We start from the raw sequence: 21,434 nt of genomic DNA, 5'->3' as shown, positions 1-21,434 counted from the left end.
GAGTTCGTCGGTCAATTCACCGGGATGTTTCTTGATCAACGCAAATTCGTCTTCGTCCAGTCGCCCAGGTTTAGTCAAAATCTGATCGGGAATTTCCAGTTTGCCCAGGTCGTGCAACAACCCGCCGGCAACGACCAATTCCACTTCATGCTGGGTCATCCCCAACTCGCTCGCCAGCATCCCGGCATACAAAGCGACGTTGGCACTGTGTGTGAACGTTGCGTAATCGTGATTCAGAACGCGGAACAAATCGCCTGCGGCAAAGTCTTCTCGGGAAACCAAGCTGGCCGCGATTCCGCCGAGCTCGCTCGCAGCATTGACCGTTTCGTCTTCATCGTTGTTGGCAAAACTTCCTTGCAACACATCGAGAACGACTTCGTTGAGAGCTGCGGAACGCTGTGAATTCGTGGCAGCATCATCTTCGGCACCCGCGGCCAGGTTTCGCAGGTATTCCTGATAGCTGGATCGGCCTTCCCGTTCAATGAACAGTTTTGTCACGCCGCGGGACTTCAACTTGTTCAAGTCCGCGGGCTTCATCGGGTAGTTCGCCCCCCGATAAAGCTTCACTTCATCCGTGGATCCGACACGGCAATACAGATCCGCACCAATCGCCGATGAAGGCGACAGCGTGGAGACACTGATTGCGATGAGATCCGAAGCGAGCATTTCTGACTTGAACACCACACGATTGAGGGGGCACATCCCCATTGAGGTACGGAGACAATCAAACGTACAGTGCACAAGCGGGCACGAATGACTTCCCCCCCAAATCTTTCGGATTTGCAAACTCGGTAGGCGGAACAATCGGTCCCGTCGGCACGAGCATTTCAGGTGGCAGGTGCATAATTTGCACTCGTTGCCGATCTGACGACATTCGATCAAACTGCTCCGCGTGCGGCATTGGTGCCGGAAAAACTCGCCTCTCGACGACGGAACAGGTTGGCATGCCAGACTTTTATCAACACGACATGATCACGACGATCCACGATCTTCGGTCGGCCAAATTGGATAATTTGGAATCGATGCTTCGGGAATCAACTCGAAATCATGACATCGGACTCGTGTTGCCGGTCACCGCATCAGACATGCGTGCCGAACCTTTTGATGTGATTGTCCGCGAGTTGGCTCAGGCCGATTACATCGCCTCAATCGTTGTCAGTTTGGGCGTGGCACCCGATCAAAGCGATTACGACGAAACCTGCGCCAAAATCGCTCCGCTGGGCGACCGCGCCAAAGTCCTCTGGACCGACGGCCCCGAAGTCCAAGGGCTCTACAACGAACTGATCGAATCGGGCATTGATGTGTCCGTGCCTGGGAAGGGTCGTAGCGTTTGGACCGCCTTTGGGTATTTGTTGGACGATCCCAACATCGAAACCTTTGTTTTGCATGACTGCGACATTGTCGACTACGACCGTCAACTGCTCACGCGGCTTTGCTTGCCGATGGTTCATCCAGGGCTCGATTTCGAATTCTGCAAAGCCTACTACGCACGTGTCACCGACCGCATGCACGGACGCGTTGTTCGATTGTTGGTTGCACCGCTGCTAAGAGCTCTGATGCAATGCTTCCCCGAGAACCAATTCGTTCGGTTCCTGGGCAACTTCCGTTACCCTCTGTCGGGCGAATTCTCGCTGACACGCAACCTTGCCCGCACCAACCGAGTCGCCAGTGATTGGGGACTGGAAGTCGGAACGCTCGCGGACGTCTACCGAAACACCTCGCACAAACGTGTTTGCCAAGTCGATTTGGCCCGCCTTTACGAACACAAACATCAAACGCTCGCGGTCGATCAACCATCCAGCGGTCTGATCAAGATGGCGCTCGACATCCTCACCACGATCTATCGCACCTTGGCCAGTCAAGGCATCGTCTTCGGCGAATCAACCTTTGTGACTCTGCGTGCCTCGTTCTTGCGAATCGCGCAAGACTGCATCCGTCAGTACGCTGCGGACGCCCGAGTCAACTCGTTGAAGTACGATCGTCACTCCGAAGAAATGGCCATCGAAGCGTTCGCCCAGTGCGTCACGCAAGCCGGCGAAATTTTCGCGGCGGATCCAAGTGGCAACCCTTCGATTCCAAACTGGACCCGAGTCCGCGCCGCGTTCCCCGAGTTCACCTCGCGGCTACGCGAAACCGTTTGAACAAACTAAGGTTCTTTCCGACACGAAGAGTGCAAAATCACTCTTCAGTGGTCATTGCAATCGCGTCCAAAGCGATCATGCGATAACGCACTCGATCGCTCGGTGACAACGTTGGCAAGTGAGCACGCCGACGACTATCCAGCAGAATTTCGTACAGGCCAGCAGCCGATCGCGGGCGTGGCATCGAACGAATCACACCTGCTCGCAGAGACTCATCGCCCCAACGCGTCTGGCCGATCAACTGCAGATCCAATCCTCGGCGTTTGGTCCAGTCTCGATGCACCGTTCCATGAATGAGACTGGCTTCGATCTCGATGTCCAGCGAATCGATCCCGCCGCGAACTCCGAATTGATCGGGAAGGTTGGCATCAAACTCCTTCTGTGACTCAGTGCGCTGATCGATCTCTTCTTCAAGCTGTTCCGGTGTCTCGATCATCGGTGCGGGCGAATAAATCAGTAGAGGAACGTCGCGTCCCACTCGCATTCGCCGAACCACATCGATCATTTCAATCGCGGAAGCATCACGAGGTTGCTGTTTCGAAACGATCAATCGCACGTCATCACCGCGGGAGAGACGTCGCTCGAGAGCCGCGACCGAATCCGCGATTCGCGGTTCAAAGCCGGCTCCGGCCATGATTCGCTGCCAAGCCGAGATAATCTCCGGCCTGTTTTCCAAGATAATCACGACGCCCTTCGGACCCAGCGTTGCCATTTGTTGCCAACGATCACGAACGCGTGAAATGCCCGCGAAAGTGAGCTGGGGATCGGCTGCCATCAACCGGGCGATTGTTGCAGCGGCTTCGTATCGTACCGTCGCGTTGGGATGGTCGACGGTCTCCACCAACACGCTCGCGTCCGCTCCTTGCCGCAGCAGCGATGCCGACAAACCACGGCTGAGTTCACCATCGATCAATCGTAAGATTCCAACGGCGGCAGGATCGTTGTCCAGCTCGACGCTGTTTTCTAAAACGGGCAACGCCCATGCCGCCAGCACGTCTTCCGACGATGCATCGCCGAAGAAAGCTTTGATGAACTCATCGCGATTTTTCGCGTCGCCCCAATCGGGATCGTTCGCAACGCGATATGCCAATTGCGCAGTCAGCTGTTGAACCATGCTGGCCGGATCGTCGTCACCGACTCGACTCAATCGCGAAGCCGCATCGGCTGCATTCCGAAAGGCGACCACCCAGGTCGCAGCTTGCGTTGGCACAACTCCGTCACGTTTTGCATTGATGGCCCAAACCGACACATCACCAAAATCATGTTGGCTCGCGACGGCTTCGTCCATCGCGTCTTTCAATGCCAACCGCATGATCTTCAGAGCGGGCAATCTCGATGCCGCGTCGGATGTCGCTTCTAAGCGACGCACCAACAAGTCAACTTGTACTTCATCCAAACCCAACATCGCCAGCGCGTCGATCGCCTTCGATCTCGCGGAATCATTCCCGTACAAAGCGACGCGGCGAAGCCCAGCGATACCAGCACTTCGATCGATCTTCAACAGGACTCGCAAGTCCTCACGGCGCTGATCCAAGTCTTTGGTTCGAACGATATCGCCGATCAACGCTGCCGAAGCGTATTCACCACCACGGAAAAGTGTTCGGTAGGCACCGAGCTTTTCATCATCGCTGCTGGAGGTCAATTGTTTGATCGCGGCTTGCAAACGATTCGGGTCGCGAAGCGTTGTTGCTCGTGCGTCGAAGATTGCATCGAGTGCCTTTTTGGCCTCTTCTGAAACATCTTCCGCCGACGAAATTCGGATCCGCTGATCGGTGCTGATTTGGGATGCAATCCGTGCGGCACGATCCGCCGCCGGTGCGTTGCTCGCGAGTGGCTGCAACAGTTCGTCGATCACTGACCAGGCTCGAACCCGGGCCAACGAATCCAAACTGCGGCCGAGTGCTTCGGGGCCGCCGCTGGCTTTCAAGATCAACTGTTCCACCGCCGGATCGGGCGGCAATGGGGTTGATTCTTCCGAATCGGCAGCCGTCTCCTGGGCGACAATGCCGTGCAAACCCGAATTCGCGAACACACAAAAGGCAGCGAAGCTGGCGACGAGAAGGCGACTGAAAAAGCGGTCAGCCATTCGGGAAATCCGAGGGTTGGCGAAAATGAAGAACGAGAAGCGTCTCCATTCTAATCCGTCGAACCACGGATTCACCTGTCTTCGGATCAGCTTTCTGCGGCCCGAAACGCCCGCGGGATGGGGCTCGCCACCCGTTTAGAAATCGGACTGTTCCGATTGCCGCAATTCTTCCAATCGTGCGTGCGCCTCGTCCGCCCACGGGCTGCCCGGGGAAAGCTGCAGAAACCGCCGCCAATGATGCTCCGCCTCGACGCTGCGGTGCAGGTCCTCGAGAATCCGGGCCAAGTTGTAGTGCACATCCGGGTAATCGTCGTGCAGCGCCAGGGCACCTCGATAGGCCGCGACCGCCAATTCCGGCTGGCCCGTTTCCGCCAACACGCCCGCTAAACTCGAACGAGCTTCCACGAAATCCGGGTCGACCTCGAGGGCGGCGTAGTACCGTTCCCTCGCAGCGATCGTTTCGCCGACTCGGTACAACAACTCACCAATCTGAAAATGGATGTCCGACCGGGCTCCATCGCGTGCCAGCACGGCGTGGTAGCAGTCGATCGCAGTTTCCAGCTCGCCGGAATCTTCGGCTTGGTACGCCGACAGCAGCAAATCGTCTTCTTCCTCGGGCAACTCATCCGCGGGAGGAAACTGCATTGAGCCGTGATCGGTCGCACCAACACCGGCATTTTCAAACGGCGACTTTGAACTGGCGAATGAGTTCGATGCCGTCATGCCAAATTCATTCTCGAACGGATCGCTCGGTCGCGAGAACTGCAGGATTGGCGTGTCCGATGAGTCTGGCTCAGTCGACGATTCGTCGTCCTCCATCGCGTCGAAGTCAAACCTCAACTGACCGCCGGGTTCAATCAGACCTTCGCCTTGGCGGAGCAAGACGTGCTTGCCTTCGACCAAAATCGACAACTGGTCCAAAGGACGTCGCAGGTTGGGAACGACTTCGACCCACTGCATGATCCGTCGTTCAATTGCCTCGGGACTGGCACCGGATGCCACCCATGCCGCCAAACGTCGGGCCGTCGCGACTTCTTGAAAATCAAAGTAAGGCAACTTGTGCAATGTCCGCACCGGCCGAATCAATCCTCGACGATGCCAACGTCGAATGACACGCACGGAAACGCCCAACAAATGAGCCAACATGGCCGGCGTATGCAATTTGCGAATCGATTGTTCCGCATCGACCAACCCGAGTTGTTGCCACAAATCGGTCTCGTGCAAAATCTGCACATCCGAGTCATCGCCGCGTCGCCCAGTCGCCTTCTCGATCAATTCGGCTTCCGCCAAAGGTGACTCTTCGGCACCGATGACGATGCAATCGACCGATGAAGCCTCGCTTTCAACGACGACGGCCCCATACGATCGCAACAGGTTGGTTGCTTCGCGGCGATTCATGCCGCCCAGACGCCCAACGATCAGTATTCGCCGCCCTGACAACGCATCCGTTGGCAGGGACGCATCCTCCGAACCGACGTCCTCGATGTCCGACGAGTCCACATCGAACTCATCATCCAGCGTGTCGCTCAGGTCGTCGTTCGGCGATTCGATTTCGTCGTTGAAAGGCATGATGCCGACAAGATATCCGATCAGCATCCGCCGACCACTCCGGATTGCGGTCACGAGGAAGATTGTCGCGTGATGCAATGAACAAAGTCCCACCGATCGTCAGCGTAAATGCGAAACCGGATGCATTGCTTGTTCGCGACTTGACGAACGCACCGGTTGCCTCGTTCTTCACGGTTCTGCCGGGTCATTGAAAACAGGGCGACTTTGATGGCCAGAGAACCGATACCGACGAAGGGTGTTCTCTTCACGACACCCCATCTCCTCCCAACTCATTCGCAGGTTCTTTTGTCATGCTCGTCACTCGCCTGGGCAAAATCACGGTGCTCGCCGTCGCCGCGGGAGGACCCTATGTCGCTTCAGAAACCGATTGGGGGCGGAACGCCGCCGGTTCCGTGACCAACGTTTTTCGCGGAGAAGGCATCACCGCGACCGGTTGGGGATCCGGAGAAGCTCCCGTCGGCGGCGTCACGAATTCGCCCGATTCGGATCGATACCCGGTTCACTCACACCACCAAGTCGAAACGCTTCGTGGTGTGGCGTCCAAACGTTATCGCTACGAACCCGAAATCGCAAAGAAGCTCGGTGCGATCCCCGCCAACGACGAAGCCCCCGCCCTGGCCGGAAACAACGTCGCTGATTTGCGTGAGGTCCTGCGTTTTGACTTGACCACGCACGCGATCCTCAATCGATTCTCGCGAGTTTCGACGGTGCTAGCCGACCTGCAACTCGAAGGCTTGCGAGTGCCCATCGTCACCGGCACCCAAGCAACCGATTTGGCCGGCACGTTGACGTACTACTTCGATCGATCCGGATCAATCCAGCGGATTTCGTTGCACGGTTTCACCGGAGACCCGTCGCGATTGATGACCACGATCCAGTCGCACTACGGACTGGTTCGCGAACCATCGCTCGAAGCCGGCGTGTTCACCAAGCGTTGGAACGGCACCCCGGTTCACTTCCTACGTCTGACCCACGCTCCCGTTGTCTTCAGCGATGCGGTGCACCAAAAGTACACGGTGTTCTTGGAACTCAACCAGCCGAACCTGACGTACGGCATCAGCGACGAAGCCAAACGAATCGTCGTCACTGATCAGTGGACGGGTCGCTGGTAACGGCGGCGGCATCCGCCAACGTTTGCAGCCCCGCGTCCATGTCGATGCGGGGCCGATACCCCAGCCGCTCTTTTGCGGCCGTGATGTCAAACGAGTGATCTTTCGCCAGCTGCGACGCGACAAAGCGAGTCATCGGCGGTTCGCTGCTACGCCCCGTCAATCGCCACACCGTTTCTAACACCGCACCGATGCGGTACGCGGCCGCGAACGAGATGGATTTGGTCGGCGGATCAACGCCGTGAACACGACAAAGTTTCGCGATCCAGTCCCAACAATCGACCGGTTCGTCTTGCGTGATGAAGTACGCTCGTCCCGCCGCTTCCTCCGGACGCGTTTGCAACGCATCCATCGCGTCCAAGTGAGCGGCAGCTGCGTTGATGACATGAACCGTGTCGATCACATTGTTGCCGTCGCCGATGATTCGCAATCGCCCACTGCGTGCACGTTGCAACACACGAGGAATCAAGTGCGGGTCATCCGGTCCCCAAATCAAATGAGGACGCAGTGAAACCGTTCGCATTCCGTTCGGCTGATCCGCCGCCAGAATTTCTCGTTCCGCGATCGACTTGGTGTGCGGGTAATGACACATCCACGTTTCGGGATACGGTTCCGCTTCATCGACATCACGTTGATCGTTGCCGTCGAACGTGACACTGGGACTGCTCGTGTAGATCAACTGCGAGACGCCAAATTCTTGGCAAGCTTGCAACACGTTTCGCGACGCAACAACGTTGTTGTCGAAGTAATGCTGCCAACTTCCCCAAACCCCGGCGACGGCCGCGGTGTGAATCACAACTTCGGCACCCGCGATCACGCGAGCAAGATAGTCGGTGTCAAGCAAATCACCGCGATGATGCGTCATCCCGGCCCGAACCAAATCAGCCGTTTCGCGGCGTGACAGCCCGACGACTTCACAATCACGTTGCAGCAATTGACGAACGATTTCGCCGCCAAGGAAGCCGCTGCAACCGGTCACGACCACTCGCATCAAGTCGACCCCAATGCCGGCGATTGAGTTGGTTCCGCATCATTCTCATCTTCGCTGTCCGATTCCGCCGGCGGCTGATCCACCGGCACGATCGCGTTCGGGTCACCCACAGGATCGCCGCTGGCGGGAAACTTGATGAACACGCGAGCCAGAACGATCACGGCGATTGCCAACAACAAAGAACCGAACACGAACGGAGCCCCGGGGAATTCAAACGGAGCCTTTTCCGACGTGAAATAGCCAAGCAGTCCACTGGTGAACAACAACGGTGCAGGAATGTTTGTCAGGCTGATCAACGATGTCAGTGCACCTTGCACCTTGCCTTGTTCTTCGGGACTGACCCGCCCCGCGACCAAACTTTGGATAGCGGGCCCTGCCAATCCGGCCAACGATCCAAACACGACAATGCACGGAATCATCCAACCCTGGGATGCCAACCCGTATCCAAGGAACGCGAGACACGAAACGCAGGTTCCCAACACTGCGGTGCGTCGTTCACCCAAACGTTTGATCATCGGTCGAACCAAGCCGCCTTGAACAATCGCAGCCATCAAACCGACCAGCGCCAACGTCAGTCCATTGGTGACCTCATTCCAACCAAATCGATATCCCATCGACAGCACCCAAACGTTTTCCAATCCACGTTGGGCCAAAGATGAAAACATGAACGCGACCGCTAAACCGGCGATCATCGGATAGTTGCGAAGTCTCGCGATCGTGCCCAGCGGGTTCATCGCAGCCAACGAAATCGAACCTCGCTTTTCCGGTGGCAACGATTCAGGCAGCACAAAGAAACCGTACAACCAATTGACCAGTGACAATCCTGCCGCGACGAAGAATGGCAATCGAATGTGAATACCACCGAGCACTCCACCCAGGGCGGGTCCGATGATGAATCCCAATCCAAACATCATTCCAACCAAGCCGAAGTTGCGGGCTCGGGTTTCTTGCGTCGAAACGTCAGCGATGTACGCATTCGCGGTTGAGAAACTGGCCCCCATCACGCCGGCCACAATCCGTCCAACAAACAACCATCCGACCGTCGGTGCCAAACCGGTGACGATGAAGTCGACGCCCAGTCCAAACAATGACGCCAAAATCACCGGGCGGCGTCCGAATCGATCCGAGAGTGCGCCCAAGACCGGGGCAAAGAAGAATTGCATCAGCGAATAGGTCGCGCCAATCACGCCGACGTACCAACTGGCCCGAGAAGTGTCGCCGCCGACAAACTCTTTGATCAATTCCGGGAGCACCGGAATGATGATTCCGATCGCCAAAATGTCGATCAACAACGTCAGCAGGATGAATGCCATCGCCGCCGAACGTCGCTGGTGCGGAGGCGTGATCAAGGCATTCTGGGGGGCAAGAGTGAGGCGAGACGTCGGATAAGCGGACCAACACCTTACGATCCACTCCGCTCGGCGTCGAGATGGGCGTTCCCACGCGTTTCTTGGCGTGAACGGAAGTTCGCCAATCACCCGTGATTCTGATCCCAAGGTCAATAATCGACGTGTTTGTTCGTTCCGGTGTCAAGCTGCGCCCCGGCTTTCGAGCGTTCAACCGGCGGTCTAAACTGTTCGGTTGGTCCATCGCTGGCGCGTTGGAAACGCGCCCAACGCAAGAACTTCTCAGCGGTGACCTGTTCTCACTGCATTTCTTGTGTTGCCAAACGGATTTTGCTCCTACGAAGGTTCTTTCGGATGCCCCAAGGCTTCTACACCCAGTGCGTCGTTGTCCTCCTGCGCGAACGCGTGTCGATGCGCAAAATTGCCGCTGCGATCGATGAATACGAACCGTCTGATCCCCTGCCCGCTACGGCGGATTGGGCGATTGCCGGTCCGTCGCTGATCATGGATATGGACGAAGAAACTCCCGGCCACTTGGCGATCGACTTGGTCGACAAACCTTGGCCGGACGACATGCAAATCGAGGACGCCGATTCGGCGGTTCGCCAAGCATGGTCCAACGGCTCATTTGGACCGCTGACATTTCCGGGTTCGCTACAACGTTCTCTCGAACAACTGTGGGTTTGGGACGAAGGCAAAGAAGAGGTCCCTCAGCACACCGCGTTCTTGCGAATTCGCAGCAGCTACATCCTCAAAACCGACGAAGAAGACGCGCCGCTGACACCGGAAGAATACGAGCCGTTTGATGAACTCGCGTTGATCACCGAAGTCGCCGCCGCCCTGACCGAATTGCCACAAGCAATCGCGTACTTCAATCCCGCTGGCGAAACGATCCGCAACTTGGAAGGGATGAATCAAGTCATCCAAGAATCCGAGGACAACGATTTTCCACCGCTAGATCTGTGGGCCAACGTTCGGCTCTACAGCCTCGACGATGGATTCGCGGCGATGGACACCGTCGGCAACGGCCAGCTGGATCTACCAGACATCGAAGCATTATTTTTCGCGGAAGCCTACGACTTCAACGACATCGACGAATTGCTTCGCCTGATCACGTGCCACCTGATTGAAAGCGAAGAATCATTCGAAGACGGTGACACAGTCCAAGGACCAAACGGGGTCACCTGGGTGATGCACCAACAACCGGACAGCATCTCAGATCCGCCGCGATCGGTGCTCCGCTTCTTACCGCAAGACGACCATCCCCTGCCGGAACAGTATCAACCGACAGCGGAATAAACGTCTGGCAAATCAATCACTCGCCAATGCAGTACAAGTACTCTTGGCGTTTGCCGCCTTCTTGCACGCCGACTCGCAAGTAGATTCGCCCGCCGCTGATGGTGGGTGTCGACATCACGGAATCACCGAGCTGGTTCTCGCCAATTGACTCAAATCGCTCGGGGTCGGCTCGGAAGATGTAACACTTGCCTTCCTCGTTGACCGCATAAATCCGGTCGTTCACCAGAACAGGTGACGAAGTAAAATCGCCACCCAAGCGAGCCTTCCATTTTGTTTCACCGGTTTGGCAATCAACACACATCGCGACACCCGCGTCCAACGTCATGAACAGATGGCCGTCCTTTTCCAACATGGAAGGCACGTAGACTCGCGTGCCGACTTCCCATGCCACCTCGCCCGATCCATCCGCCACAACCGCGGAAATGTGATTGTCAGGGTACCCACCCGATGAAAACACGTGCTGGCCGTCAGTCACGGTCGTGGTCACGCACTCGGTCGTCGCTCCTTCGATTTCCCAGTTCACCTTGCCGGTCATCGGATCCAAACTGGTGACCAAATCGCATCCCGTCAGAATCAACTGGTCTTTGCCAGCGACCGACAAAACAACGGGCGACGCATAGTTCGGTTCCTTTGGCCGCTGGTGCCTCCAAACAACTTCGCCGGTGACTTGGTCCATTCCGACGACTTGACCGCCCGCCTTGTTGTCGGCGGATGCAATCACCAAATTTTCATAGATGGTCGGCGATGAACCGTACCCTTGGTGAATCTGATAGCGACACAGTTTTTGCTGCCACAACAGCTCGCCTTCCAAACTGACCGCCGACGTGTAAACGGCTCTGTCAAAGTAGAAGTTGACGAACACTCGTTCGCCATCAGTCGCCGGCGTGCACGATGCCCAGGAGGCTTTGGTATTGGGTTCGCGTTTGTCGATGCCATCGAATTCACCTTGGTGAACCACCGCCTCCCAAACCAATTCTCCGTTGTCACGGTTCAAACAAACCAAAAACTGCGAATCACGAGCCTTGTCCGCGACCTGCAAATAAACCCGATCGCCGAGCAGAATCGGAGAACCGTGCCCTCGATCGGCGAGCGGAACCTTCCAAACGATATTCTGCTTCGCGTCGGCAGAATCACTCCACTGGGTTGGTGGGTCCTGTTCACCGACGGCATGTCCCTGACGACCTGGACCACGCCACCACGGCCAGTCGGCATCCGAAAACGTTGGAGTCTGTGCCCACGTGTTGCTGCACGCCAACAGAAAGAAAGCGATTCCAGCCAAAGACAATTTTTTCATCCGGTCACCATTCCGTTCCACGTGTAGACATCTCGGCGCAAGGCCTGATCGGCCACAGTTGCAAGCACGCGATCATTCGCGGTCTTCGCTTGCGCAGCGGGCCAGTATATCAACACGACGGTCTGAAAGGGTCACCTGAACGAATCAGTGGCCTTCTACAAAATCAGACCACGGACAACCGAATCAGGGCAACTGTTCGTACTTGCGATACAACTGTTTGTGTTTGTTGCCCAAATCGACTTTGCGCCCTTGGACGTAGGCATCGACCACACGCGTTTCGGACTCGAGCACGTCGCCATCGACGACGATCAACGTTGCATGTCGTTTTGCCGCCAGCGTTCCGACTCGATCGGCAACGCCCAAAATTTCGGCTGCTGATTGAGTGATCGCACGCACCGCTTCTTCGCGAGGCAAACCGTGAGCCACCGCGACACCGGCGTGATACGGAAGGTTCCGAATATTCGATGCACCTCCCGGATACCCCGATCCCTCGCCCGCAATCGCAAACCGGACGCCCGCTTCGCGAAGTTTCGCTGGCAACGAATACAACGCATCAACCGGATCGGACCGACGCCGTGGCAGTCGATAAGTCGCGACCAAAATCACGGGAATGTCATGAGCCGTCAAATGCTCAACGCAGTGCATCGCATCAGCACCACCGCACAGCACCATCGGGATCTGACGCGAAGTGAAGAACGAGATCGCAGACTCAATCGCTCCCAATCGATCGGCTTCGACAATCACGGGTCGTTCACCGTTGATCACCGGAAGCAAACTTTCCAGCCGAAGATCTGTCGCCACGCTCTCTTCCGCTTGGGTCGCTTCGCCATACCGGCGGGCTCGTTCGAACAAGTCATCCAGCTCTTGGATTTGCTCGTCGTATCGTTTGGCTTTCTCCTTGGAATCGCCACCGCGAGGCACCACGGATTCCCAGTTCACGCACAATCCGACCGGACCTTCCAACAACATGTCCTGGTAAGACCAACCGTCCAACTGCATTACCCCCGATTGTCCTTGCAGCAATCGGCCGCCGGGAACGACATGAGCCAACATCACACCGCCTGCTCTACCAACAGGAATCAATTCGCTATCCGGATTGAAGGCGACCCAAGATCGAACATTGGGATTCAGTTCCCCTCGCTCAACATTGTCGAGCGTCACATCCACCGCCGTGATTTCGCGAAGACCCAGATCGGTGTACGCATCGATCAAGCCCGGGTAAACGTGCTTGCCCGCTCCCTCGATCACCTCTGCCGAATCCGGCAACCGGACCGAAGCTCCCACTTCGCTGATCACCCCGTCTTCAAACAGAATTGATCCATTTTCGACGATCGAACCATTCCCCAAATGCAGCGTCGCATTCCGAATCACGATCGGCTTGCTTTGTGGTTTACCGGGAACCATGTCGTGAGACATCGCAGGCGACAACACCGTGCACGCTCCAAAAACGAATGCCAGAACGGCGGCCGATAAATTTCTTGAATCGCTCATTGGACTTCCTCCGTTCCTTGTGACATCGCGTTTTGTTGGGCTCTCTGCTGGGCACCACGTGAATTGCAGAACTCGTCGTAACGCAACCAGCGGTCTTCTTCGGCTAGTTCGATCACGCGACGGTTGGAGAGCGATTTGTCGTCATCGTCTTCTGAAGCATCATCCGATTCGGATTTTGGCTTGCCGTCGAGCAACTCCTGAATCAGCTCGTTCCGCCAAGCTTCATCACGGGCCTGCATCTCGGCATCATCTTCCAAACGGAACATCGGGCGACCGTCGATCCAGGTCTGTTCGCAACGACTGGTCGTGGACATCGGCGGTCCGCTCCAAACGACCAAGTCCGCGTCTTTGCCAACTTGGATCGATCCAACGCGATCTTCAATCCGAAGCTGTTTCGCTGGATTGAGCGTCACAAACTTCAACGCTTCGGTTGGTGGGACACCGCCGTACTTGACCGCTTTCCCTGCCTCGGTGTTCAGGTGCCGGCCCATCTCCGCATCATCGCTGTTGTAAGAAACCACGATGCCTTTGTTGTGCATCAACACACCGTTGTAAGGAATCGCATCGTAGACCTCGAACTTGTAAGCCCACCAATCGGCGAACGAAGATGCCATCGCACCGTGCTCGGCCATTCGATCGGCAACCTTGTAGCCTTCCAAAATATGCTGCAGCGTTCCGATCCGAATGCCAAACTCATCCAGAACATCCAGCGTCGCCATGATCTCGTCTTGGCGATAGCTGTGGCAGTGAATCCAACGCTTGCCGTCCTGAATCTCAACCAGCGTTTGCAATTGCAAATCCACTCGCGGTGGCAACGTGTTGCGTTCACCAGAATTCCAGCGTCGATGTGCACTGGCGTACTCGCGTGCGGCGAGCAATTGATCACGAAGCAATTGTTCAACGCCCATTCGCGTGTTGGGATATCGCGACGTGCTCCGCTTGACGTTTTCGCCGAGCGCGAACTTGATCCCCAAAGGAGCATCTTTGAATCGGAAGCCGTCCATCGGATCCCCCCAACGGAACTTCACAACTTGGTTTTGCCCACCAATCGGATTGGCCGATCCGTGCAAGATATTCGCGGTCGTGACACCGCCGGCGAGTTGCCGATAGATCGTGATGTCGGTGTTGTCGATGAAGTCCCCGATCCGCACCTCCGCCGTGACAACTTGCCCCGATTCATTGATGCCGCCGTCAGTCGCCGCGTGCGAGTGGCAATCAATCAAACCAGGAGTGATGTGTTTGCCAGATGCATCGATGATCGTGCAGTCTTCTCCGGTGGGAACCGTGATGTGCTCTTCCACCGCAACAATTCGGCCATCTTCGACTAACACATCCATCGGTGTTTCAGGAATCTGCAAGTCATCGCGATCTTCGCACGTCCAAACCAACGCTCCTTGAAACAGAACCTTGGACGGGCGTGCGACCGGTTCGGACCGGCCATAGGCACCCAACGGACGAACGATTTGCAACTCGTCGATTGACGACTCTTCTTCGGCCGACTCACTCGATTCTTTCGCGGAATCCGCCGCTGCAAGCTCACCGTCCGCGTTCTTGTCGTCGTTTGTTTCTTCGTCGGCACCTTCACCGTCGTCCTTGTCATCGTCCGATGAATCCTCATCCGACTCCTCTTCCTCCGAGTCGTCTTCAGGTTCCGGCTCCATCCAACTGGTTTGGAATCGGCGAGAAGACTGCCCGATCGGATAGAATTCAATCGACAGCGGTTCCGCATTCGAAACATCCGCCAACGTCTTGGCACTCGAGTGGATGACGACGCGATGCGTGCCTTCTGGCAAACCCAAGGCTTGGCACAGAGCGTCATCGGAATCACCGCAAGTGATCTGCCCCGCGAATTGATCCAATCGCTGAACGATCTTCTTCAGCTTTTGCTTGCTCGTCTTTTCCTTGGGTTCATCGTCTTTCTCGTCATCCTCTTCCTCATCCGAACCTTCCTCTTCTGATTCCGATTCGCCTTCTTCCGAATCATCCGATTCACTTGCGGCTTCTACGTCTCCTTCGCTGCTTTCCCCCGGCGTCTTGCCGATCAGCTCCGCCGACAAGCGACCGTCCTTTTGCGAGATCGCCAACTCGACTTCCGTAGTGGAATCCGCTGGCATACGAAGCTTCCACGAACCGACCAACGACGCGACTTTCGTTTCCGGTTCCTCATTGATCACGAACTCTTGTCCATCGACCAAGACCTTCCAAACCTTCGTTTCTTTGTCGAACAAATCCCCATCCGCGACGATCAAGTTCGCTGACATTCCACCGGCGATGCGGCCATGAGTCCGATCCAACCCCAGCAATCCCGCCGGGGTGGTGGTCAGCGAGGCGACCGCGTCGCGGCGTGATAATCCACGTTCCACGGCGGTTCGCAATCGAGCCAAAAACTTGCCAGGGTCATCCAAGCGATCCGTGGTCAAGCAAACCGTCGCTCCCTGACGAATCATCTCGGCCGGGTTGGTGGGAGCGAACTTCCAATCCATCAGCCTGACCAAATCCACTTCGCGTGCTGATTCGGGCGTCGACACATCAGGAGCCTCTGGAAAATCCAGCGGCAACAAAAGCACTCGGTCCAATGCCGCGATCGCTTCCGATTCTCGGTACTCTCGTCCTGAGCCTCGGATGATTGATCGCATCGAGAATTCATTCGCGATGTTCTGAGCCCGCAACGCCATGCGTTCATTGGGACAATCAAACACAAACGTCGAACCCGCCAAAGCTTGATGCAACGTTTGCAAAGTCTCGCTGTGATCGGGTTGAGGCAGCGACGGGTTCGCATCGTGAGCGGCCGACGCGTCTCGGTACCACTGAGCGTCATAAAGCGATTGCCGAAGCAACGCCACCGCGCCCATGGGAGAGTTTGGATATCGTTCGCCGGAATCATTCCCGCGCGGCACGGACAACGCCGCCGTCATCCATTTCAAATCTGCAATGCGTTGCGGTCCGGCGTGAGCGTTGTCGGCTTCGTCCTTTGATTCATTCAACGACCAAACAGAAGGCTGGCCTCCGATGATGCGTCCTTTCGGAGCCAGCACCGTCGTGGTGAAGCCTTGACTGCGCAGCTTGCCAGCATTCGGAACATTCGACAAATCGCGAATTTCGCGGTTGGCAACAATATTCGCGTTCCAATAGTCATCGCCTGAGGTCAGCGAATCAGCGGACACCTCATACCAAGAATTGATCCATCCCGCGTAGATCGTCTTGCCCGAGCAATCCACGACGCGGCAACCTGGCGGCGGTTCAATGGAATCACTGACCGCGACGATGCGACCGGATCGAATCAGAACATCGCCAATCGCTGAATTCTCATCAGACTCCTTGGCGGACTCCTCCGCACCCAAATCCTTCAAGTAGTAATCCGGATTGGTCACCAATGTGGCACCGGTCAGCAAGACGTCGGTGGGCGAATTGGCGCGAAGTCCCACGACAGGGGCGACTCCGCGAACATCTTGGCCGTGGGCAACGATGGCCAGACACGCCATCGAAACGGTCAGCATCAGCCGACACAGACAATTGGTAGATCTCAATGAACTCACTCGATTGTGGCTGGCGGACAAAGATCGCCTGGCAAATCAATCCACCAACAACCGGCATGAGAAAACACCAGAATTTCCACGGTCGAGGGCAGAATGGACTGTCGCAGGATAGTCGCTGCTGCGCTTCAACGCGAACCACTACTCCGAGGATGTCTCAGCCCTCCGAATGGCTTTTGTCAACAAACGATCAAAGGTCGACGCGAACGCCTTTTTGTCTTTGGGACCATAAGACGCACTGCCGCCCGTTTCGACACCAGCACCCCGCAGGTCGTCCATGAAATTTCGCATCGAGAGACGACTGGCGATAGTCGCGGGCGAATATTCTTCCCCTCGCGGATCGATCACAAACAAACCTTTGTCCACCAACAATCCCGCCAGCGGCAAATCGGCGGTCACCGCCAGATCACCCGGTTCGCCGTTGTTGACGATGTACCGGTCCGCTTGATCGGCTCCCTCGCGAACGACCACGGACCGAACCGTCGTCGCGTTCGCCGGCACTCCAACCGGTGAATTCGCGACCAAAATCGTTACCAGGTCCAAACGTTTTGCGGCACGAAACACGACCTCCTTGACGTCCCGCGGAGCAGCGTCGGCATCGATCCAAATTTTCACTTCATATGGTTCCGGTGTGAGTGTCGGTTCCGTTGTGGTTCATTCACCGAGTCGACGAACGAGAAACACCGAGCGGTGCCACAACAGAGCCATGGTTCGGTTTAAACTAGCCGCTTCCTACCGACCTTCCCACCACTGACTCCGGCAACACCATGAATCATCTTCCGGTTTCTCGCCAAGCATCTCGCATAACGAAACGCCTTGTCGCGTTGTCGATTGCACTCGCGGTACTCGGCAAACTCTTGCCTCACACAGCTTCCGCGGATGAACCGGCCAAAGCCAAACGGCCCAACATCGTCTTCGTGTTTTCCGATGACCATGCGTTGCAAGCCATCGGTGCTTACGGATCCAAGATCAACAAGACTCCCAACCTCGATCGCATCGCCAACGAAGGCGCCGTCTTTCACAACTCTTTCTGCGCCAACTCAATCTGCGGCCCTTCGCGAGCCTGCATCCTGACGGGCAAACACAGCCACATCAACGGCTTCCTTCGCAACGGCAATCGCTTCGATGCCTCACAGGTCACGTTCCCAAAACTGTTGCAAGATGTCGGCTATCAAACCGCACTGATTGGCAAGTGGCACCTGGGCACCGATCCCGTCGGTTTCAATCACTGGGAAATCCTTCCCGGACAAGGCAACTACTACAACCCTGACTTCATTCAGATGGACGGGTCACGCAAGCGGTATACCGGCTACGTGACGGACATCATCACCGAGAACACGCTGAACTGGTTGCAGAACGATCGCGATGAAGACCAACCGTTTGTGCTGATGTGCCAACACAAGGCTCCCCACCGAAACTGGTCGCCTCCACCACGTCACTTTGATTTGTACAAAGGCGTTGACGTGCCTGAACCAGAAACCTTGTTCGACGATTACGCCGGTCGTTCGAAGTTGCTGCACGAAAGCGAAATGTCGCTGGAGAACCATTTCTACTGGGGCCACGACATGAAGTTCCATGGCGAGAGTTTGTTCCCCGAGCAGTTCCTGCCACGTTTGGGCAACGGCGAATATCGCCGCATGAACGACGAACAAAAGGCCGCCTGGGACGCCGCTTATGAACCCGAGAACCAAAAGTTCATCGCCGACATGAAAGCCGGCAAACTGTCCAGCAAAGACATCACCAAATGGAAATACCAACGCTACATCAAGGATTACCTGGGCACCGTTCAAGCGGTCGATGACAGCGTCGGTGAACTGCTGGCTTACCTCGACGAATCAGGACTCGCCGAAAACACGATCGTGATCTACAGCAGCGACCAAGGGTTCTACCTCGGTGAACATGGCTGGTACGACAAACGCTGGATGTTCGAAGAATCACTTCGCATGCCGTTCCTGATTCGCTGGCCCGGCGTGATCGCACCCGGCACCGAAAGCACCGCCCCCATCCAAAACATCGACTACGCCCCGACCTTCTTGGAAGCCGCCGGAGCAGAAATCCCCGAGGCCATCCAAGGACGCAGCATGGTCTCGATGATGAAAGACGGTTGCCGAGCGTCATCGACTTGGCGTGACGCGGTGTACTACGCCTACTACGAGAACGCAGCGGTGCACATGGTCCCCGTTCACGACGGTGTGCGAACCGAACGTTACAAGCTGATGTTCTTCCCCCGCAGTCGCGAATGGAACCTGTTCGATCTGGAAACCGACCCTCTTGAACTCAAGTCGGTTCACAACGATCCCGAATACGCCGACATTTTGGCCGGATTGAAAAAACGCTACGTTGATCTGCGTGATTTGTATGATGTCAACTCCGCCACCATTCCCGCCACGCGAGGCGACGAACCAGGTTGGCAGAAACGCAACATGGCGATGTCCAAACTGGCCAAGACCGCCAAACCCAAATTAGCCTTCATCGGTGATTCCATCACGCAAGGCTGGGAAGGCCGCGGCAAAAAGGTTTGGGAAGAAAACTACGCCAAACACGACACCATCAACTTGGGCATCGGCGGCGATCGCACCGAGCACATCATTTGGCGTTTGACACACGGCAACCTCGGCAAGATCCAACCCGAAGTCGCTGTGTTGATGATCGGCACCAACAACACCGGTCACTTCATGCAAGATCCAACGCAGATCGCCGAGGGTGTTGAAAAGATCCTTTCGATCCTGCGTGAGAAATTGCCAAAGACGAAGATCGTGTTGCAAGCCATCATGCCGCGAGGCAAAACCAAGATGGACTTGATGCGACTGAATAACATCGCCGTCAACGACCGGATCGCGAAAATGGCCGACGGCGAAAACATCGTTTACGTCGACTTGGGCGATCACTTCATGAACGAGGACGGCACGATCGATCCCGCGATCATGCCTGACTACCTGCACCTGTCCGAAAAGGGCTACGAGATCTGGGCCGACGCCATGGCCCCCACCCTCGAGTCGCTGGGCCTCTAAGCAGGTCGGCAGGAATGATCAAGTACAACCATGTGAGCCGTTTGGGCGTTAGCCCCGGTTGTGCGTGAAAACCGTGGCTAACGCCAACGGCTCAAATACCCGATGAAACCTGCGTACCTGCTTAAAAGTGGCATCGGCTTCCAGCTTGTGAAGAGACCAACCAAGGGCATCCATTCACCAATGGATGCCCTTTTTTCGTGCCCACCCCGCTCCCCAAGCCCCTGCGACGCCCTCAAATCCAACCGGATTGACGTGGCGACGCAACCGCCGCTCCCGGTAATCTCACCGAGCCAATCCGTCTCGACTTCCCGGAAATCCACACGCAAACCAAGATGAAAATCGCACTGGCTTTCTCGGGAGGCGGCGTTCGCGCCACCGTGTTTCATCTGGGCGTCCTTGCGCGACTCGCACGGGAAGATTTGCTCGGAAACGTCCAGATGATCTCCAGCGTTTCCGGAGGCAGCCTTGCCGCGGGTCTGGTATTTTCTGCGACCAACAATCGCTGGCCCAGTAGCGAGGAATACCTCCATGAGGTCGTTCCCCGAATCTTGCGTTTGCTGACCACTCAGAACCTGCAACGATCCTACGTGATCAAGTCGCTGATGTTCCCCTGGCAAATCCTCAGTGGCCGCGCCGCGGTGCTCGGCGACGAACTCGAACGACGCTGGCAAATCAACGGTGACCTTGCCGACCTGCCCGAGTCGCCTCGTTGGTTGATCAACGCGACCTGCTATCAAACGGGCAAAAACTGGCGATTCCAGCGGGACTTGATGGGCGACTACCAAACCAAATACATCGTCGACCCGAAGCTTCGACTGTCGCATGCCTTGGCCGCTTCAGCCGCCGTGCCTGGGTTGATTGGTCCTTTGATTGTGAAAGCCAAACACCATCGTTGGAAAGAGATGCGAAACGACGAGTGGCATTCCATTCCGGCCAAGTACAAACGGCTGCACCTTTGGGATGGTGGCGTGTACGACAACCTCGGCGTGGAAGCACTTTTCAAACCCGGCATCGGCTTGGTCGACGGCACCGACTTCTTGATCGTCTGCGATGCCTCGCGACCACTGGGCAGCGAATCGCGTCGATCGAAGTGGCGTCCGGGATACTTGAAAGCCTCGATGCGGCTGGTCGATGTGGCCACCGATCAAGTCCGCAGCCTACGAGCACGGATGTTGATCGACCACTTCAAGAAGAACCCCGGCAGCGGCGCGTATTTGCGACTTGGTCTGAAGAGCAAGCGATCCACCCTGCGAGCCCACACGCCGACAGAAGCCGCCGGCAGCACCTCCGGAATTCGCGATTCGCATTGGACCGAGCAACCGTCGCTGACGGACGAGGAAGTCGATCGAGTCTCCCGGATCGAAACGACGCTTCGCCGATTGGACCACCAGGAATTCAGTCTCCTGTTCCGTCACGGCTACGAAGTCGCCAACGGAACCCTCGCCCGCTACGGCGGCGAATCCCTCGACCGAGTCCCCCGCAACCGAGTGCTCCTAAGAGCCGCGTGAACGCAACCAAAGCGATTGGAAAACGTCCCCCACTTCACCCTCCTGGCAGGAGGGTC

Annotated in this window: 14 protein-coding genes; 5 read left to right on the top strand and 9 right to left on the bottom strand. The window is 56.5% G+C overall.

What is annotated here, in order from left to right; genetic code table 11:
* The coding region (locus tag B2R17_RS16620; RefSeq protein ID WP_286764866.1) for an HD-GYP domain-containing protein at window positions 1-666 on the bottom strand (666 nt) is incomplete at its 3' end.
* A 278-nt stretch (window positions 667-944) separates the two neighbouring features.
* On the opposite strand from B2R17_RS16620, the gene B2R17_RS16615 reads away from it, so the two are divergent.
* Window positions 945-2,141 carry a cell wall biogenesis glycosyltransferase gene (locus B2R17_RS16615; protein WP_008659403.1) on the top strand — a complete coding sequence of 399 codons (1,197 nt, stop codon included), beginning with the start codon at window positions 945-947 and terminating at the stop codon, window positions 2,139-2,141.
* A 37-nt stretch (window positions 2,142-2,178) separates the two neighbouring features.
* Here the strand turns inward: B2R17_RS16615 and B2R17_RS16610 are convergent, their stop codons facing one another.
* Together B2R17_RS16610 and B2R17_RS16605 are read right to left on the bottom strand one after the other, a co-directional pair.
* Window positions 2,179-4,227 (bottom strand): hypothetical protein, encoded by a 2,049-nt coding sequence (locus tag B2R17_RS16610; RefSeq protein WP_286764865.1) that lies wholly within the window; start codon window positions 4,225-4,227, stop codon window positions 2,179-2,181.
* Between the two features lie 135 nt (window positions 4,228-4,362).
* Window positions 4,363-5,823, bottom strand: a complete 1,461-nt coding sequence (locus tag B2R17_RS16605; protein ID WP_286764864.1) for a MerR family transcriptional regulator — start codon at window positions 5,821-5,823, stop codon at window positions 4,363-4,365.
* 263 nt (window positions 5,824-6,086) lie between these two features.
* On the opposite strand from B2R17_RS16605, the gene B2R17_RS16600 reads away from it, so the two are divergent.
* Complete coding sequence (locus tag B2R17_RS16600; RefSeq protein ID WP_286764863.1) at window positions 6,087-6,908, top strand: DUF6690 family protein; 822 nt, start codon at window positions 6,087-6,089, stop codon at window positions 6,906-6,908.
* On the opposite strand, the gene B2R17_RS16595 is transcribed toward B2R17_RS16600, so the two are convergent.
* Window positions 6,880-7,896 (bottom strand): NAD-dependent epimerase/dehydratase family protein, encoded by a 1,017-nt coding sequence (locus tag B2R17_RS16595; protein ID WP_286764862.1) that lies wholly within the window; start codon window positions 7,894-7,896, stop codon window positions 6,880-6,882. The two genes, B2R17_RS16600 and B2R17_RS16595, sit on opposite strands and share 29 nt — an antisense overlap.
* Window positions 7,896-9,209: a TCR/Tet family MFS transporter gene (locus tag B2R17_RS16590; RefSeq protein WP_286764861.1), complete on the bottom strand. Its 1,314-nt coding sequence runs from the start codon at window positions 9,207-9,209 to the stop codon at window positions 7,896-7,898. The genes B2R17_RS16595 and B2R17_RS16590 overlap by 1 nt, the downstream gene beginning before the upstream one ends.
* Before the next feature lie 387 nt (window positions 9,210-9,596).
* Between B2R17_RS16590 and B2R17_RS16585 the strand changes: the two genes are divergently transcribed.
* On the top strand, window positions 9,597-10,541 hold the full coding sequence (locus B2R17_RS16585; protein ID WP_286764860.1) for a DUF4261 domain-containing protein: 945 nt from the start codon (window positions 9,597-9,599) through the stop codon (window positions 10,539-10,541).
* 16 nt (window positions 10,542-10,557) lie between these two features.
* Here B2R17_RS16585 and B2R17_RS16580 read toward each other — a convergent pair whose 3' ends face one another.
* The 4 genes from B2R17_RS16580 to B2R17_RS16565 form a co-directional block, all read right to left on the bottom strand.
* Window positions 10,558-11,856, bottom strand: coding sequence for a PQQ-like beta-propeller repeat protein (locus B2R17_RS16580; RefSeq protein ID WP_339888234.1), 1,299 nt, complete (start codon window positions 11,854-11,856; stop codon window positions 10,558-10,560).
* 162 nt (window positions 11,857-12,018) lie between these two features.
* Window positions 12,019-13,326 (bottom strand): amidohydrolase, encoded by a 1,308-nt coding sequence (locus B2R17_RS16575; RefSeq protein WP_286764858.1) that lies wholly within the window; start codon window positions 13,324-13,326, stop codon window positions 12,019-12,021.
* Window positions 13,323-16,808 (bottom strand): amidohydrolase family protein, encoded by a 3,486-nt coding sequence (locus B2R17_RS16570; RefSeq protein ID WP_339888264.1) that lies wholly within the window; start codon window positions 16,806-16,808, stop codon window positions 13,323-13,325. The genes B2R17_RS16575 and B2R17_RS16570 overlap by 4 nt, the downstream gene beginning before the upstream one ends.
* A 192-nt stretch (window positions 16,809-17,000) precedes the next feature.
* Window positions 17,001-17,474 carry a YaiI/YqxD family protein gene (locus tag B2R17_RS16565; protein WP_286764856.1) on the bottom strand — a complete coding sequence of 158 codons (474 nt, stop codon included), beginning with the start codon at window positions 17,472-17,474 and terminating at the stop codon, window positions 17,001-17,003.
* A gap of 152 nt (window positions 17,475-17,626) precedes the next feature.
* On the opposite strand from B2R17_RS16565, the gene B2R17_RS16560 reads away from it, so the two are divergent.
* Together B2R17_RS16560 and B2R17_RS16555 are read left to right on the top strand one after the other, a co-directional pair.
* A complete protein-coding gene (locus B2R17_RS16560) occupies window positions 17,627-19,870 on the top strand; it encodes a sulfatase/phosphatase domain-containing protein (RefSeq protein ID WP_286764855.1) in 2,244 nt (747 codons plus the stop codon).
* Window positions 19,871-20,202: 332 nt separating this feature from the next.
* A complete protein-coding gene (locus B2R17_RS16555; protein ID WP_286764854.1) occupies window positions 20,203-21,378 on the top strand; it encodes a patatin-like phospholipase family protein in 1,176 nt (391 codons plus the stop codon).
* Window positions 21,379-21,434: the final 56 nt, after the last annotated feature.

It is taken from the genome of Rhodopirellula sp. UBA1907, assembly GCF_002337565.1.
Lineage (GTDB): Bacteria > Planctomycetota > Planctomycetia > Pirellulales > Pirellulaceae > Rhodopirellula > Rhodopirellula europaea.
The sequence above is the reverse complement of the archived record's forward strand: the minus strand, read 5'-3'. Positions and strand labels throughout refer to the sequence as shown.

What these genes read in the sequence shown, in the direction of transcription:
- B2R17_RS16615 (WP_008659403.1), top strand. Translation starts at nt 945, where the DNA reads ATGCCAGACTTTTATCAACACGACATGATCACGACGATCCACGATCTT.
- B2R17_RS16610 (WP_286764865.1), bottom strand. Translation starts at nt 4,227, where the DNA reads ATGGCTGACCGCTTTTTCAGTCGCCTTCTCGTCGCCAGCTTCGCTGCC.
- B2R17_RS16605 (WP_286764864.1), bottom strand. Translation starts at nt 5,823, where the DNA reads ATGCTGATCGGATATCTTGTCGGCATCATGCCTTTCAACGACGAAATC.
- B2R17_RS16600 (WP_286764863.1), top strand. Translation starts at nt 6,087, where the DNA reads ATGCTCGTCACTCGCCTGGGCAAAATCACGGTGCTCGCCGTCGCCGCG.
- B2R17_RS16595 (WP_286764862.1), bottom strand. Translation starts at nt 7,896, where the DNA reads ATGCGAGTGGTCGTGACCGGTTGCAGCGGCTTCCTTGGCGGCGAAATC.
- B2R17_RS16590 (WP_286764861.1), bottom strand. Translation starts at nt 9,209, where the DNA reads ATGGCATTCATCCTGCTGACGTTGTTGATCGACATTTTGGCGATCGGA.
- B2R17_RS16585 (WP_286764860.1), top strand. Translation starts at nt 9,597, where the DNA reads ATGCCCCAAGGCTTCTACACCCAGTGCGTCGTTGTCCTCCTGCGCGAA.
- B2R17_RS16575 (WP_286764858.1), bottom strand. Translation starts at nt 13,326, where the DNA reads ATGAGCGATTCAAGAAATTTATCGGCCGCCGTTCTGGCATTCGTTTTT.
- B2R17_RS16570 (WP_339888264.1), bottom strand. Translation starts at nt 16,808, where the DNA reads ATGGCGTGTCTGGCCATCGTTGCCCACGGCCAAGATGTTCGCGGAGTC.
- B2R17_RS16560 (WP_286764855.1), top strand. Translation starts at nt 17,627, where the DNA reads ATGAATCATCTTCCGGTTTCTCGCCAAGCATCTCGCATAACGAAACGC.
- B2R17_RS16555 (WP_286764854.1), top strand. Translation starts at nt 20,203, where the DNA reads ATGAAAATCGCACTGGCTTTCTCGGGAGGCGGCGTTCGCGCCACCGTG.